The organism is Dryocola sharpae (genome assembly GCF_051307055.1).
GTDB lineage: Bacteria > Pseudomonadota > Gammaproteobacteria > Enterobacterales > Enterobacteriaceae > Dryocola.
Genome location: NZ_CP149994.1, coordinates 3,336,650 through 3,353,990 on the forward strand (window position 1 = coordinate 3,336,650; position 17,341 = coordinate 3,353,990).

Annotated in this window: 4 protein-coding genes; all 4 read left to right on the forward strand. The window is 60.2% G+C overall.

The features are described 5' to 3' along the window. Positions 1-308: 308 nt before the first annotated feature. The 4 genes from WLO31_RS15950 to WLO31_RS15965 all read left to right on the forward strand — a co-directional run bounded on the left by WLO31_RS15950 (position 309) and on the right by WLO31_RS15965 (position 17,341). Entirely contained in the window at positions 309-13,118 is a 12,810-nt protein-coding gene (locus WLO31_RS15950; RefSeq protein WP_435927610.1) for an Ig-like domain-containing protein, read from the forward strand. 73 nt (positions 13,119-13,191) lie between these two features. After that, the gene (locus WLO31_RS15955; RefSeq protein WP_435927611.1) at positions 13,192-15,111 is read left to right on the forward strand and encodes a TolC family protein; all 1,920 of its coding nucleotides are present in this window, start codon (positions 13,192-13,194) and stop codon (positions 15,109-15,111) included. A gap of 14 nt (positions 15,112-15,125) precedes the next feature. After that, positions 15,126-15,995 carry an efflux RND transporter periplasmic adaptor subunit gene (locus WLO31_RS15960; RefSeq protein WP_435927612.1) on the forward strand — a complete coding sequence of 290 codons (870 nt, stop codon included), beginning with the start codon at positions 15,126-15,128 and terminating at the stop codon, positions 15,993-15,995. Beyond that, positions 15,992-17,341, forward strand: coding sequence for an efflux RND transporter periplasmic adaptor subunit (locus WLO31_RS15965; RefSeq protein ID WP_435927613.1), 1,350 nt, complete (start codon positions 15,992-15,994; stop codon positions 17,339-17,341). The genes WLO31_RS15960 and WLO31_RS15965 overlap by 4 nt, the downstream gene beginning before the upstream one ends.

Below are 17,341 nucleotides of genomic sequence, written 5' to 3' on the forward strand. Positions count from 1 at the left end.
TTTTGCGTAGTTAAGCGTTTGTAGATAATAGTTTTGTAATGCATAAATCTATGCCCATGATAATAAACAATAAATTTCAAAACAAACTTAGGTCATTTGTCTTATTGCTTTCCTGGTAAAAGCCTGAACCCATCTTGCTTATCCCTTAAGCTTTATTTATTCTTCGCGCGCTAAGCGACCCTCCGATAGTTTCGATGAATATATCTCCTGTTTGCCATTTCTTGTGGCACGGCGACATGGTGTCCGCTCCAGGCAATGCTGAATCCCGAACTTTAACTCTGCCTCTAAATTTTAAGAGCGGTAATCCTATGACCATTATAAAAAGCCGTCGTTTACGCCCTCGTGCGCATCGTTTTGCTCTTGAGTCTCGCCAACTGTTTGATGGAGCCGGGCTGGCCGAAACCGCCGCCCATGCCGAGACAGCAAGCGATCTGGTACATCATGAAAATGCCACCGAACCTGCGAAGGCGCTCGATATTCCTCACGCCACGACGGCTACGCCCGCAACCCAGAACGGCGCCGCCAGCAATATCTATGTTATCGACCAGCATATCTCCGGCTGGCAATCGCTGGTGGACCAGGTGCCGCAGGGTAGCCAGGTCGTCATTATCGATGAAAAAAGTTCTGGCCTGAGCCAGCTTGCCGATGCGCTGAAAGGTGAAACTAACCTCTCAGCCATTCATATTTTGAGCCATGGGGCATCCGACACTATTACGCTTGGCACCGACGTGCTGACGGCAGACAATCTCTCTGCTTACTCTTCCCAGCTCAGCGCCATTGGCGCGAGCCTGAGCGACAGCGGCGATATCCTGCTCTACGGCTGCGACATCTCCGCGCAGGACAACGCTTTTATCTCCCGCTTTGCCGTACTGACTCAGGCGGACGTGGCAGCCTCCAGCGATATGACCGGCAGCGCAGCGCTGTCCGGCGACTGGGCACTGGAAAGCCACACCGGCAGCATTGAAGCCAACAGTTTCGCGTTTGATTATGACGGCCTGCTGGCCGGGCCGGACGTCACAGCACCGGAGAAAGGCATCACTGTCGCTGAACCGAGCACGCTTAATGCCGCAGGCGCGGACACCGCCACGCTCAGCGGCTGGGAAATTGGCACTACTGACGCCACCGAAACCGTGACAGTGACCGTTAGCCTGAGCAACAGCGACACAGGCACGCTCAGCGATAGCCAGACCAGCAACAGCACTTTGTCAATGACCGGCACAGCCAGCGAAGCGCAGGCCTGGCTGAATAGCATAACCTTCAAATCTTCCGACGTGGAGCTTGGCAACACCGCTGCCGCCAGCAAGCTGAACGTGACGGTTAAAGACAGCTCCGGCGTCAGCACCAGCAAATCCATCGACGTGACCGTTACTCCTTCAAACGATCCGGTAAGCGTTGCCAACGCCACGCAGAGCGTGTCGGAGATCGACGCGGGCGGTACTACTATTACAACCGTATCGCTCAACGCCATCGACGCGGAAGTCAGCAAAGGTACCCAGCAGCCGGTACAGATCGTTTATGGCCTGACTGCCCTGCCGGAATACGGCTATCTGACGCTGAATGGCGACCGGATGGGCGTTGGCTCTATCTTTACTCAGCAGGACGTGATTGATGGCAAGGTGAAGTATGTTCACACCGCCACCGGCGCGGACCAGAACACCGCTGACGGATTTACCGCTATGGTAAACGATGGCGCAACGCCGAAAGCGCAGTCCGACACCGTCCGCGTGACGTTGGACATTACGCCGCAAAACCAGGCCCCCACCATCAGCGGTAGCGGTGTGGTCTTTGAGGGCCAGCCCAGCAATGCACAGCACACCGGCAACGTTGGCCAGTACATTGCGGCTGACGGCGGCGGAGATCCGGGCGACACGACGCTAACTGTCACTATCACCTCTCTGCCAGCGAACGGCACGCTCTATTTTGATGGCCGTGCCGTTACTGTCGGCCAGACTTTTAACTACGCCGAGCGAAACCTGCTGACCTATGCCAACAACGGCAGCGAGAACCAGGGCGTGGACAGCTTTGGCGTGCGCGTCACCGACCAGGGCGGCGGCACCGGCACGCCTGCCAGCACCGACGGCACCATTACGCTGCGCGTGCAGCCGGTGGATGACGACCCGACGCTTGATAACGTGACGCTCCACGCTCAGGTAGATGATTTCGATAACGCCGTTACGCTCACTTCCGACATGATTGGCGCCAGCGACGTGGACTCTACGGACAACCACCTCAGCTTTATCGTTGACGACAGCAAAATCACCCATGGCTACCTTCTGCTTGACGGCTACCGCCTCTCCAACGGCGGCACTTTCACCATGCAGGACATTCTTGACGGCAAGGTGCAGTACGTTCAGTACACGAGCGCCAGCACGACGGACCAGACCGACAGCTTTAACTTTGTGGTGGTGGATAATACCGCCGCGCTGCGCTGGAACACCGACGGCACAACCTACAGCCGCATCGGCGGCATTTATACTTCGGGCACCGAAACGCTGACCAGCTTCACCTTCACCATCGGCCTTGCATTAGCGACGGGCGGCGGCACTGGCACCGTTCCGGAACGCGTGACAACTATTACCAATCGTGACTCCGCCTGGGCCGGCGTGGATTTCACCTCCGGTAACGCCCGTGGCGAAGTGAAAGAAGGCGGTACCATCGTACTGAACGGCACCAGCGGTGACTTTTCTGACGTACCGGGCCTGAGCTACACCGCAACCGGCGTTGACGCATCACAGGTGGTCTACACTTTCCTCGGCTTCGCTAATGGCGCAACGGGCGGCGATCTTCAGAAGAGTGATGGCAACGGCAACTGGGTAAGCCTTGGTGAATACAGCACCTTTACGCAGGCCGATCTGGACAGCGGCAAGATACGTTTTCAGCATGACGGTGGGGAAACGTTTGTCTATGCCGCTCAGTTCTCCGTCTCGGCGGGTTTGACAACAACCGACAGCAACGGCGCTCCGGTTACCGATATCTGGACCCCAACGCTCAACATCTATGTTACCCCGGTGAACGACCTGCCGGTGGTGACCGGATCTTCATCCACCGTTATCGCCGAAGGCGAAACCGCTTATCTTACTACCGGACAGATTTCCATTACCGACCCGGATGACGCCAACAGCGGCAACGGCCTGGAAAGCAGCGCCGTTATTAAGGATAACGGCACCAACGCCGATAACTACGCCTATAACAACGACGCGACCGGCGCTAATGCCCTGAAATTCACGGTTACCAGCCTGCCTGCAGGCGGTACGCTGCAATATAAAGACGGCAGCCAGTGGATAAATGTCACTCTCGGCCAGACGCTGGACGCCTCGCTGCTTACCGCCAGCACCTCGACCACAGGCCTGCGCTTCGTCAGCGACGGTTCCGAAGTGCGAGCCACCACCTTTACCGTTTCGGCCACGGACCGTTGGGGTGCGGCCTCCGCCAGCGACGCGACCGTCAAAATCCAGATAACCAACGTCAACGACGCGCCGCAGATTGCCCAGGATCCGACAAAAACTGACCCGACGGTCCAGGCTGGGGCACCAAATTTGATTGGCGGCACCCCGGCTAACAACTCGCTGCACGTTACCGAAGGCAGCTACAGCCAGATTACCAGCTCCATGCTGCAAGCCTACGACCCGGACAGCAGTGCGATGCAGGTGCAGTACACCATCACCAGCGCGCCGACCCACGGCAGCCTGGCTTATTCGAAAGACGGCGTGAACTTCAGCGCGATCGGCACCGGCTCCTCCTTCACCCAGCAGGATGTGAATAATGGGTACATTTACTACCTGAATGACGGCACCGAAGGCAGCGGCAACAGCGAGATCGGCACTCCTAATACGCCGGATGACAAATTTACTTTCCGCATTTCCGATGGCGATAAAGAGCAGGCGGGCAATGAATTCTGGATTTACACCGACCCAACCAACGACGCCCCGGTAGTAACCGCGCCGTCGGGCATCAAAAATATCGCCAGCGCTACCGCGTCCAGTAACGCTCTGCCAGGCTTCTCGGTCAGCGACGCCGATCTCACCACCGTCAGCGAGGGCGAGACCGACTACCTGCAGGTGACCGTACGCCTGCTGCATCAGGACGGCAGCGCTTTTGTCGGCAGTGAATACAGCGACGTCACGCTGGGCTACGCTACCGGCAGCGGCGCGGTGCTCTCCGCTAGCCACGGTGGACAGCACGACTACCTGGTGCTGAGCGGCACCCGCGCCCAGGTGAACGCGGCGCTGGCGGGCCTGACGGTGACCTTCAGCTCCGACCGCAATGCCACTTATCAGGTGCAGACCATCGCCGACGACCGCCTGCGAGACGCGAGCGGCGCGTTGGCAACGGGCGCCAACGGCGGCACGGTGAACCAACCAGCCATGCCGGGCAAAGGCGCGGAGGCTACCGCCGTCGACGCAACCGAATACAACTGGTACAGCGACGCTGTGCCGACCAAAAGCGGCAACCTGAGCGCGGCCTCCGTCACTATTCGCGCGTCTGAGATTAACGATCCGGGCACGCTGACCGTCACCAATCCGGATCGCACGGTCTATGAAGATCGGGCGAGCTTTATCGGCGGCAACATCGTAGTAGGTGATATTGAGTCCGCCGCGTTTAACACGCCGGTCACCGTCACCATCACCGCACCGTCCGGTGCCCTCGGCATCGGCGGAGCAGGACTGAATACCAGCGCCATCGCCGGCGTAGCGGGCAGCCAGGCAGTGGCAATTTCCGGGGATAACTCCGGCACGCTGATACTGACCGGTCGCGCCAGCGACATTGAAGCGCTGCTGAACGATGCGGCGCTCGGTCTCACCTGGCAGAGCGATGCTGACGTCAACCACGATCTAAACGGCGCGGCGACGGGCGATGTGACTATCACCCTGCATCTGAACGACGGCGACTCGCATATCGGCGATACCGCGCAGGTCGACCCGGCGGACGTGAAGTTGAATCTCATCATCGTACCGGTGAACGACGCGCCGGTCGTCACCGCGACGGGCGATACGCTCTATCTGAACAACAACGTGACTAACGGCAACGCGGTAGGCGGCTTCGCGGTTTCTGACGTCGATTACTCTGACGGTATTGTCGATGGCGAAACCGATTTTATACAGGTGACGGTGCGTATTACCGATGCCACCGGAAAGCCGCTCTCCGCCTCGGATTATAATAACGGGACGATTTCCAGTATTACTATAGGCTCCACCGCCGCCACTAGCGTCACCGTCGACAGCACTTATACCGGCAACAACGCCGCGCTGGTGATCCGTGGCACGCTGGATCAGGTAAACGCTTACCTGGCGGCGCTGACGGTCTCGATGACCGGCTCCGCCCTGTCGAATGCCGATAAAGCCTGGCGTGTGGAAGTGATTGCCGACGATCGCCTGCGCGATTCGACCGGGGCGCTGACCAGCGCGAGCAGCGCCAACGGCGGACAGAACGATGCCGTGACCGGCGTTGCGGCAGTGCCGACTACGGCGGTAGACCCATACGCTACTCTGCCGTCCGATCTCACGCAAAACGTTAGCTCGGCGTACCGCAACGTCTTCCCGAGCGACGTTAACGACCCGGCGACCATATCGGTCACCGATCCAGACACCTTTGAAAATTCTACTACCGTCACGCTCCCTGCTATTACCGTAACGGACCCGGATGCCGACAGCGCCAGCCTGACGGTGAAAGTTACTCTGCCGGGCGGCTTCACGTTTAAAACTATCGGAGGCACGGGCGGCACGCTTGATTCCGGCGGCGTGGGCGGCGGCAGCTTTACCCTTACCGGCACGCTGTCGCAGATCAACGACCGTCTCGCCAACCTGACGGTGAACCTGCCGACGAACGCTGGCGTCACCGCCACCGACTGGAACGGCGCGTTCAACGTTACCGTGGTAGTAAACGATAATGCCAACCACGGCAGCCGTCCGGCTACGCTGACGAACGATACCAATAACCCGGGCGCTAACCCCGGCGACGTCAGCTACGCGGATGAAACCTCCGCCGCGCTGGTCACCACACGCACCTTTACCGTCACCGTAAAACCAGTGAACGACGCGCCGGTGGTTGTGGGCGGGGCCACACAGACCCTGGGCGCCGTCAGCGAGGACACCAGCGCCGCGGCAATTACTGGCGATACCATCACTAACCTGTTTGCAAATAAATTCTCCGATGCTAAGGATCAGGTTAACAACACCGCGAGCGCGGTCTCGGGCGGTTCCAGCTCCGACAGCTTCTGGGGCGTGGCGATCAACAGCCTGACCGTTAACGACGCCCAGGGCGAATGGCAGTATTCCATCGACGGCGGCAACTCCTGGACCGCTATTGGCAACCGCACCGACAGCAACGCCCTGCTGCTGGATAAAGACGCCAAAGTACGCTTTGTCCCTGCCGCTGACTATTTCGGCACGCCTGCCTCGCTGGCGGTGCGTCTGGTGGAAACCGACGACAACGGCGACAGTAATCTACCTGGCGTCACGTTTACCAGCGGCGATACCACTTCTATCACGGCTTACGTTGGCTCCTCGCGCTTCAGCTCCGCTATTACCCTGTCCACCAGCGTGACCAACGTCAACGATCGCCCGACGATTGGCGCAACGCCGCTGACCATGACGGAAGATACGCCGGCTGGACAAACGCTGGCCTCGCTGCTTGGCAGCTATGGCGATACGACTGATAACCAGACGGCGATTACCGGTGGCGGCAACGCCAGCGGCGCGATCGGCTACGTGGCGATTGTCGGTAATACCACCGACACGAAGCTCGGCCACTGGGAATACTCCACTAACGGCACAACCTGGACCGCGGTCGGTACGACGTACAGCGAAACCAGCGCTCTGGTGCTGCTTGGTTCTACCCAGCTACGCTTTGTACCGCTGGCCGACTACAACGGCGCGGTGCCGGGCGGCCTCTCCGTACGGGTTTCCGACAGCACCAGCTCAGCCGATACCGGCGTGAGCGCGGCTGGCACAACCCAGGATCTACAAAGCGCCTTCAACAGCGGCCAGACCAGCCACTGGAGTACGGCGCAGAGCATTAGCATGTCCATTACGGCGGTGAAGGACACCGTTGACGACGCGGCTACCACCCACGCGGGCGTGGCGAAGAGCATTGATGTGCTGGGTAACGACAGCTTCACCAATAACGATAAAACCATCACCGCCGTGACCGACGGCACTCGCGGCAAGGTGGTTATCGACAATGGCAAAGTGATCTATACCCCCGATACCACCAGCTATGTCGGCACCGACACTTTCACCTACACCGTTACCAGCGGCGGCATCACCGAAACGGCCACCGTTACGATCGCGATGACCAACGTTGCACCTGTGACCCAGGGTGAGAATGTCAGCACGCCGGAAGATACGACGCTGACCAGCACGCCAGCGCAAAATCTGTTGCTGAACGATAGCGACGCGGATGGCGACGCGCTGACGGTGAAAAGTTTCACCGTTGATGGCCAGACCAGAGCGGCGGGCCAGACCGCCGATTTAACGGGCTACGGCAAGCTGACCATTAACAGCGATGGCAGCTATACCTTCGAACCGGTTGCTGACTGGAACGGCACGGTGCCAACGGTGACGTATCAGGTGGTTGATGGCCGCACCAATGGCGCTACCACGGCGCAGCTGAAGATCGCCGTTACCCCGGCGCAGGACGCATTTGACGATAGCCAAACCGGCCACGGTCGCGACCCGCTGGTGATTGACGTTTTTGGCAACGACACGTTTAAAAACGATGATAAAGCTATCACCCGTACCACTAACGGCACGCACGGTAAGGTGACCGTCAGCAGCGGCAAGGTGATCTACACCCTGAGCGATAATTATGTGGGCACCGATACCTTCACCTACACCGTCACCAGCGGCGGCGTCACCGAAACGGCCACCGTCACCGTCACCATGACTAACGCCGCGCCGGTGGTGGCGAACGTCACCGACCGCACCAATGAAGACGCCACGCTCAACAGCAGCGCTGCAAAGAACCTGCTGAAGGGCGCCACCGACCCCGAGTTGGATGACCTCACCGTCACCGGCTTCCGTATCGGCTCCGTTGATTACAGGGCGGGCGACACCGCCACGATTGCCGGTAAAGGCAAGCTGACTATCAAGTCCGACGGCAGCTACACCTTTACGCCTGTCGCCGACTGGAACGGCAGCGTACCGGAAGTCACCTTCACCGTGACCGACGGCCGCAGCAACGGCGACCGCACCGCCACGCTGAACATCATCGTTGATCCGGTGAAGGACACCGTTGACGACACGGCATCCACCCATGCAGGCGTGGCGAAGACTATTGACGTGCTGGGTAACGACAGCTTCGAGGACACCACCGGGCGTGAAGTCACCGGCGTCACCCAGGGGACGCACGGCACCGTGACTTTCACCAAAGATGGCGTGACCTACAAACCGGCGGATGCCAGCTACGTCGGCGACGATACCTTCACCTACACCGTCACCAGCGGCGGCGTCACCGAAACGGCCACCGTCACCGTCACCATGACCAACGCCGCGCCGGTGGTGGCGAACGTCACCGACCGCACCAATGAAGACGCCACGCTCAACAGCAGCGCTGCAAAGAACCTGCTGAAGGGCGCCACCGACGCCGAGGGCGACGCGCTGACGGTGAAAAACTTCACCGTTGATGGCCAGACCACGGCGGCGGGCCAGTCCGTCACGATTAACGGCAAAGGCACGCTGACCATTAACAGCGACGGCAGCTACAGCTTCATCCCGCTCGCCGACTGGAACGGCACGGTGCCGGAAGTCACCTTCACCGTGACCGACGGCCGCAGCAACGGCGACCGCACCGCCACGCTGAGCATTACCGTTGACCCGGTGAAGGACACCGTTGACGACACGGCGACCACCCATGCGGGCGTGCCGGTGACCATTGACGTGCTGGGTAACGACGACTTCACCAATAACGATAAAAGCATCACCGCCGTGACCGACGGCACTCACGGCAAGGTGACTATCGACAACGGCAAAGTGATCTATACCCCCGGCACCACCAGCTATGTCGGCACCGACGCCTTCACCTACACCGTCACCAGCGGCGGCGTCACCGAAACCGCCACCGTCATCGTCACCATGACCAACGCCGCGCCGGTGGTGGCGAACGTCACCGACCTTACCAATGAAGATGCCACGCTCAACAGCAGCGCTGAAAAGAACCTGCTGAAGGGCGCCACCGACGCCGAGGGCGACGCGCTGACGGTGAAAAACTTCACCGTTGATGGCCAGACCACGGCGGCGGGCCAGTCCGTCACGATTAACGGCAAAGGCACGCTGACCATTAACAGCGACGGCAGCTACAGCTTCATCCCGCTCGCCGACTGGAACGGCACGGTGCCGGAAGTCACCTTCACCGTGACCGACGGCCGCAGCAACGGCGACCGCACCGCCACGCTGAGCATTACCGTTGACCCGGTGAAGGACACCGTTGACGACACGGCGACCACCCATGCGGGCGTGCCGGTGACCATTGACGTGCTGGGTAACGACGACTTCACCAATAACGATAAAAGCATCACCGCCGTGACCGACGGCACTCACGGCAAGGTGACTATCGACAACGGCAAAGTGATCTATACCCCCGGCACCACCAGCTATGTCGGCACCGACGCCTTCACCTACACCGTCACCAGCGGCGGCGTCACCGAAACGGCCACCGTCACCGTCACCATGACCAACGCCGCGCCGGTGGTGGCGAACGTCACCGACCGCACCAATGAAGACGCCACGCTCAACAGCAGCGCTGAAAAGAACCTGCTGAAGGGCGCCACCGACGCCGAGGGCGACGCGCTGACGGTGAAAAACTTCACCGTTGATGGCCAGACCACGGCGGCGGGCCAGTCCGCCACGATTAACGGCAAAGGCACGCTGACCATTAACAGCGACGGCAGCTACAGCTTCATCCCGCTCGCCGACTGGAACGGCACGGTGCCGGAAGTCACCTTCACCGTGACCGACGGCCGCAGCAACGGCGACCGCACCGCCACGCTGAGCATTACCGTTGACCCGGTGAAGGACACCGTTGACGACGCGGCGACCACCCATGCGGGCGTGCCGGTGAATATTGATGTGCTGACCAACGACAGCTTCGAGGACGTCACCGGGCGTGAGGTCACCGGCGTCACCCAGGGAACGCACGGCACCGTGACCTTCACCAGGGACGGCGTGACCTACAAGCCAGCCGATCCTGCTTATGTCGGCACCGACACCTTCACCTACATCGTCACCAGCGGCGGCATAACCGAAACGGCCACCGTCACCGTCATCATGACCAATACCATTCCGGTGCTGAAGGATGTTACCGACCGTATCAATGAAGACGCCACGCTCAACAGCAGCGCTGAAAAGAACCTGCTGAAGAACGCCGCCGACGCCGAGGGCGACGCGCTGACGGTGAAAAACTTCACCGTTGATGGGCAGACCACGGCGGCGGGCCAGTCCGTCACGATTAACGGCACAGGCAATCTGACCATTAACAGCGACGGCAGTTACAGCTTCGAACCGGTCGCCGACTGGAACGGCATAGTGCCAGCTATTACCTATACCGTCAGCGACGGCAAAGATGGAGGCACGGCGACCGCCACGCTGAACATCACCGTTACTACTGTGGTCGACATTCAGGATGACATCGCCTCCACCCATGCGGGCGTACCGGTGACCATCGACGCTATCAATAACGATAGCTTCGTTAATGGGGACAAGGCGATCGCCAGCGTTACTCAGGGCGCGCACGGCTCGGTCACCATTGAAAACGGCCAGCTGCTCTATAAACCAAATACCGGCTATGTCGGCACCGACACCTTCACCTACACCGTCACCAGCGGCGGCGTCACCGAGACCGGCACTGTTAGCGTCGTCATGATCAACACTGTCCCTGTGGCGCAAGGCGAAAGTGTGAACACGCCGGAAGACATCGCGGTGCAAGGCAAGCTGCTGGCCAACGACCACGATGCCGATAACGACCCGCTTCATATCGCAGACTTCACCGTCGGCGGTAAAAGCTGGCAGCCGGGCGACACCGCCCTGCTCGCGGGCGTCGGCGCGCTGACCATTCATCGTGACGGTAGCTATCTCTTTACGCCGGTAGCCGACTGGAACGGCGTTGTACCGGTGACAACCTACACGGTCAGCGATGGCAACGACGGCGGTATAACTACCGCAACGCTCGCTATTGCCGTCACCCCGGTGGTGGACGTGAAAAATGACAGCTCCATTACCCACGCGGGCGTTCCGGTAACGGTTGATGCGCTCACTAATGACCGTTTCAGTAACGCCGATCGTACCATTACCGGCGTCACTAACGGCGCGCATGGCGCAGTGACGATTGTAAACGGCAAGGTGATTTACCAGCCGAATACCGGTTACGTCGGCAAGGACACCTTCACCTACACCGTTACCAGCGGCGGCGTCACTGAAACCGCCAAAGTCACGCTGGAGGTGACTAACGTCCCGCCGGTTGCGGTAGTGGATAAGGCAAGCACTCTGCCGGATACCCCGGTGAGCGGCAATCTACTGACCAACGATCGCGACGCGGATAACGATCCGCTGCATGTGGCGAACGTTACGGTTAGCGGCGTCACCTACAACACAGGCGAAACCATAGTCATTCCTGGCCAGGGCACGCTGGCGGTTAACCGCGACGGTAGCTACCTGTTTACTCCGGCAAGCGGCTGGTCCGGCTTTACGCCGGTGATTAATTACACCCTGAGCGACGGTAACGACGGCGGCGCCGCTACGGGCGAGTTGCATCTGCTGGTCAGCCCGGTCGCCGAAGCCTGGGTGAAAGAGGCCGGGCTAATCGATATGGCCAGCGGTTCGCAGACGACAACTGGCGCGATTACCGTACTGTCGCTGGAATCCGTCGAAAGCCTGACTATTGGCGGACAGACCCTGACGCTTGCGCAGCTCCAGGCGATGAGCGTGACGCGGCCGGTGGATATAGTGACGTCGGATGGCGTGCTGTCGCTCACCGGCTTCCAGACCGAAGGTAAAGGCCATGCGACGCTGCAATATCGCTTTACGCTGGCTCAGGCCGTTAACCAGCCTGGCGAAACCACTACCCGTGAAGAGATCCGCTTCTCCGTCAACGGTCAGCAAACCCGGACGCCGGGTCTGCTTCGCGTCAATATTCTGAATGACGTACCGGTAGCCGCGGCGGACGATAACAGCATTGATCAGGATCGCGGCCAGCAGGCCGCCTCCGGCAACGTCTACGGCAATGATGCCATTGGCGCAGACGGCACGGCAACCAACGGTCCGGTGAGCGCGGTCTCCTCCGTGAATCTCCAGCATGCGGGCGCGGTCGGTAGCGCAAGCCTGGGCGAGTTCGGCTCCCTGACGCTTGATGCCAACGGTAATTACCGCTACGAGCTGAACCGCAGCAACAGCCGCGTGGCGTCGCTGGACGCCAACGCCACGTTGAGCGAAGTCTTCACTTACACCATTACCGACGCCGACGGTAATACCAGCCAGGCACAGCTTACTATTGTGATTCACGGCGTGACGGCGCCGCTCTCGGTACGTCAGGGTGAGCAGCACTTCCCGCACAACTACACAAACTACGAACTGAAGCTCGATCAGCCCTACTCGCCGGGCCTGTTTATCCTGCCGGCGATTTATGGCGTTTACAGCGACCAGTTCACCCGTGAGGTGGAGCTGAACCGCAAGATCACCGAGCTGGGCCGCGGCATGAATGACAACGGCACGCCGGTGCTGGAAGACGGCATTCTCTTTACCCGCTGGGTCAACACCACCTTGCAGCGCAGCGTGTCGAATACCTTCGCCGCCACCGGCATCGGCTCGCAGCTGTCAGGAGATCACTTTAGCCGCTTCTCGCTGAATAAATCCGTGCAGCCTGCCCCTGTGCTGGAGAAAGCTCCGGAGCGCCCGCCGGTTAACGAGCGCGTTAACGAAAGAACCACGGTGCAGCAGGAGCAAGGTGAACGGACTTCTGACACGCGGATGGTTCAGGCTCAGGCCGCTGCGTCGGGTGTTGTGATCGTGCCAGAAGCACCAGCACGCCCGGGAGCACCTTCGCTGGCCGCGCAGATGGATGCCCTTGCCCGCAACCGTGCGGCGACGCCGGAGCCGGTAATCGTAGGAGGCGTAACGCCGCAACGTTAATTCCCCGACTGCGAAGGCTTTTATTCACCGGCGGCGCGCCGCCGGTCTCTTAACCCAAAAATTAAGCATAACAATGATGACTACTTTAACTGCCGTAATCCCTTCTGCTGTACGTTCTGTACCTCGGCTTGCGCCTGTTGCCGCGCTGGTTTCCGCGCTGCTGTTGAGCGGTTGCGGCACCATCAAACCGGAGCCACTGACGCAAGAAGAGATTGGCGCCCGTGTGAAAGCCGATAGCGAGGCTATGTATCGCGATCAACAGCCTATCTCCGGCCCGCTCTCGCTGTCGGACGCCATGGCCCGGGCGCTGAAGTACAACCTCGACTATCGCCTGAAGATGATGGAAACCGCTCTGTCACGCGGTCTGCTGGATATATCCCAGCAGGATATGTTGCCGAAACTGATGACCGACGCGGGCTACCGCTGGCGTGACAACGACTCCGGCGGCACCAGCGTCGGTATTGAAGACCGCGTCATCAGCCTGCGCCCTTCCACTTCCGAAGAGCGTGAGCATCTTCTGGCCGACGCCACCTTCTCCTGGGACGTACTCGATTTTGGTATGAGCTACTACCGCGCAAAACAGCAGGCGGACAACGTTAACATCGCCGAAGAGCGCCGCCGCAAGGTATTACAGAATATTGTCCAGGAAGTGCGTGACGCCTACTGGCGCGCGCTTGGGGCACAGCGTCTGTTAAATGAAGCGCAGCCGCTGGCTGAAGAGATCCAGTCTGCGCTGGAAAAAACCCGCGAGGCGGAGCGCGCGGGTATCCTGCCGCCGGTGGAAGGCCTTGAGTATCAGCGCGCCCTGCTTGATGCAGTGGCGTTGCTGAACCAGAAGCGCCAGGAGATGCAGATGGCGAAAAGTGAACTCGCAGCCCTGCTGAACCTGCCATCAAACGCCGATTTTACCTTAGAAGATACCGTCAATCCGGCGCTTTCCGGCGTGCCAACCCAGCTTGATACGCTTGAGCAGATGGCGCTGGAACGCCGCCCGGAGCTGCGGGAAGAGGATTACAAAACCCGTATCGATGCGCTGGAAACCAAACGTCAGATCGCCTCTTTGTTTCCCAACCTGAATCTGTTTGGCGGCATTAGCTACGACTCTAACAGCTACCTCTATAACAACAGCTGGGTACAGGGCGGCGTGGGCGTCTCCATGAATCTGTTCAAGCTGCTGAGCGCACCGGCTATCAGCCGCACCAACGATGCACGCCTGGCAACCGACAATGCGCGCCGTATGGCGCTCAGCATGGCGGTGCTCACGCAGGTTCGTATCTCCGTCGAACGCTATAAACTGGCGGTATACGATTACCAGATAGCCCAGGAATCCGCCCGCGTCGACCAGCGTCTGGCGAGTATCTCCCGTGCAGGCTCCGACAACTCGCTTTCCAGCGACCTTGAGTCCCTGCGCACCCAGGCTCGCTCTATCGTTTCCCGTTTCCAGGAGGCCGCGTCTTACGCTCAGGCGCAGTCTGCTTATGGCCGTGTGCTGAACTCAGTAGGTATCGACCTGCTGCCGGAGAAAGTCTCCAGCAGCGATCTGCCGACCCTGTCGAGCGAAATCAAGCGCAGCCTGATAGCCGGTGAAAAACAAGTCTTTACCCAGAGCGCCGACGCGGTAGTTTCCCGTCACCCGGTCAGCGTATCGCTGGGTCGTCTGCCCGCCAGCGTCAATAAAAACGCGATTTATCAGTCGGTAACTCATGTACTAAGCGCAAATCAGCTCGTACAGGGTAACGGCAACGACAGCGTAAAGCTGCAGATGAACCTGAACCTGGAGCGCGCGCCAGGCTCGCAACGCGGGATATGGGAACTGGCGATTTATAACGCCCAGGGCGCCCAGGTCTCTTATCAGAAATACACCAGCTACCTGCCGAACGACATTAGCACCCGTTCGGTAAGCGCGCTGGCCGAAGCCGCCGCCCTGTCCGTGGTGTCCGACCTGCATAAAGCAGCGGGCGACACGGGCGCTGTGACGGCAAGTAAACCTTAATAGCAGGAACAGGTATGAATAACATGAACAAAGGCTGGCACAACGCTTGCGTGCTGATGGCGCTCATGATAATGACGCTGAGCACCGGCACCTTTGCCGCCGCCCCTGCTGCGGACGCAGCGGCGCCCGCTATCACGGCGGTCCCGGACGTAGCCGCTGCGCCTGAGGCTACTGCCGAAAGCGCTGCCGCACCGGTGCGTTTTCTGGTGCTGGCGAACCAGGAAAGCCCGCTTTCAAGCGTGGTGGCGGGCCGCGTATCGCAGGTGAATGTCGAACTGGGCGATATGGTGAAAGCAGGCAAACTGCTGGTAGCGCTCGACTGTAGCGAGCTTAAAGCGCGGCGTGGCGCGGCAGATGCCGAATACAACGCCGCGCAAATCAAATACGAAGCGAAGGCCAAGCTGCAGGGCCTGAACTCCGCAGGCGCGCTGGAGGTGGGACTTGCTGCCGCCGATGTCAACCGCACCCGCAGCCAGATCAAAATCTTTGAAGCACAGCTGGCACAGTGCCGCTTCACCGCACCGTTTGACGGCCGCGTGGCGCGTATCTATGTCAAAGAGGGTCAGGGGGTCGGCGCTGGCGCCCAGATTATCGATCTGGTGAGCAACGGCACCCGCAAGGCGCGTCTGAATGTGCCATCCAGTTGGATCACCTGGCTTTCGCCTGGCGCGCGGCTCGACGCCGTAGTGGGCGAAACCGGTAAACATTATCCGATGAACGTTACCCATATCAGCGGTCGTGTGGATGCTGTCAGCCAAACTATTGAAATTGAAACGCAGTTTGCGGACGACGCGCAGGATGTGCTGCCCGGTATGAGCGGCCGCGCTACGCCGGTCTGCCCGAAAGCGGCAGCGCAATGTCTGAGCGGGACGACCGGTTCGTGAGTATCGCCTTGTTCTATTCCCTCGCTGCGCGTGTGAAAGCGACGCATAGTCCTGAAGAGCTGGGTTTCGTGATGTGCAACGATACCCGTTCGCTGGTGGAGTATCGCCAGGCGGCGCTACTCGCCTTTTCTGCTACCGGACGGGCTCATCTGGCAGCGCATTCCGGCCTGAGCGACAGCGACCGTAACACGCCTTACGCCCTGTGGCTCGCAGCCGTCGCCCGCGACATTGCGCCGCGCTGCGCCGCGCTGCCGGAAACCGCCCGCGTGATGGCGCTCTCCCCGGAGATGCTGAGCGAGTCGCTGGCACGCGAATGGGACGAGTGGTTGCCAGGTCATGTCTGGGTACTGGCGTTGACCGGCCCTGAAGGCAAGCTGCACGCCCTGCTACTGCTGGCACGCGAAACACCGTGGCCAACCCAGCTTGGCGTGGAAAGCCCTGAGTACGCTCTGCTGCAGTTAGCTGACCTTTACGGCTACGCCTGGTGGGCGCTGGTGGCGCGTCCCACCCGCCTGCAGCGGCTGCTGCCAGCCACGGCGCGCAAACGCGTCGGCTATGTACTGCTGCTTTTGATGCTTGTTTTGCTTATCCCGATCCGCGAATATACCCTCGTTCCTGCCGAAGTGATCTCTCTCAACAGCGAAGTTATCGCCGCGCCGAGCGATGGCGTTATCCGCCGTATGGTCGTTCCGCCTAACACACCGGTGGTTGCCGGACAGGTGCTGGCCGAGCTGGACGACACGACGCTGAAGAACCGTCTCGCCATCGCCCGGGCCGAGCTTGCCACTGCCACACTGAATATGCATCAGGCTTCGCAACAAGCGATCGAAGATCAAAACGCCCGTGCGGAGCTGGCGTTGACGGAAGGCAAATGGCGCGAACAAAAGGTGCAGGTAGCGTCTTTGCAGCGCGAACTGGAAAAGCTGTCGATCCGCGCCCGCAGCGGCGGAGTGTTTGTCTATACCGACCCTGACGACTGGGCAGGCCGCCCGATACAGACCGGCGAGCGCATAGGCCTGCTGGCGGACCCCACGAAACTGGGCGTACGCGCCTGGGCGCCGGTGGCGGAGTCGACCAATCTCAACCCTCATGCGCCAATGACCGTATTTTTGAAAGTCGCACCTTTACATCCGCTGACCGCGCAGCTTGATTATGCAGGCTACGAAACGGTAGAAGCGCCGAACGGCGTCGCCAGCTATCTGCTGCGCGGTACGGTAACCGATCCGGCACGCGAAGCTCGTATCGGACTACAGGGTACGGCACGCGTCACCGGCGACTGGAGCCTGCTCGGCTACCTGATTTTCCGTCGTCCGCTGGCGACGCTACGCGCCTGGTGTGGTTTCTGA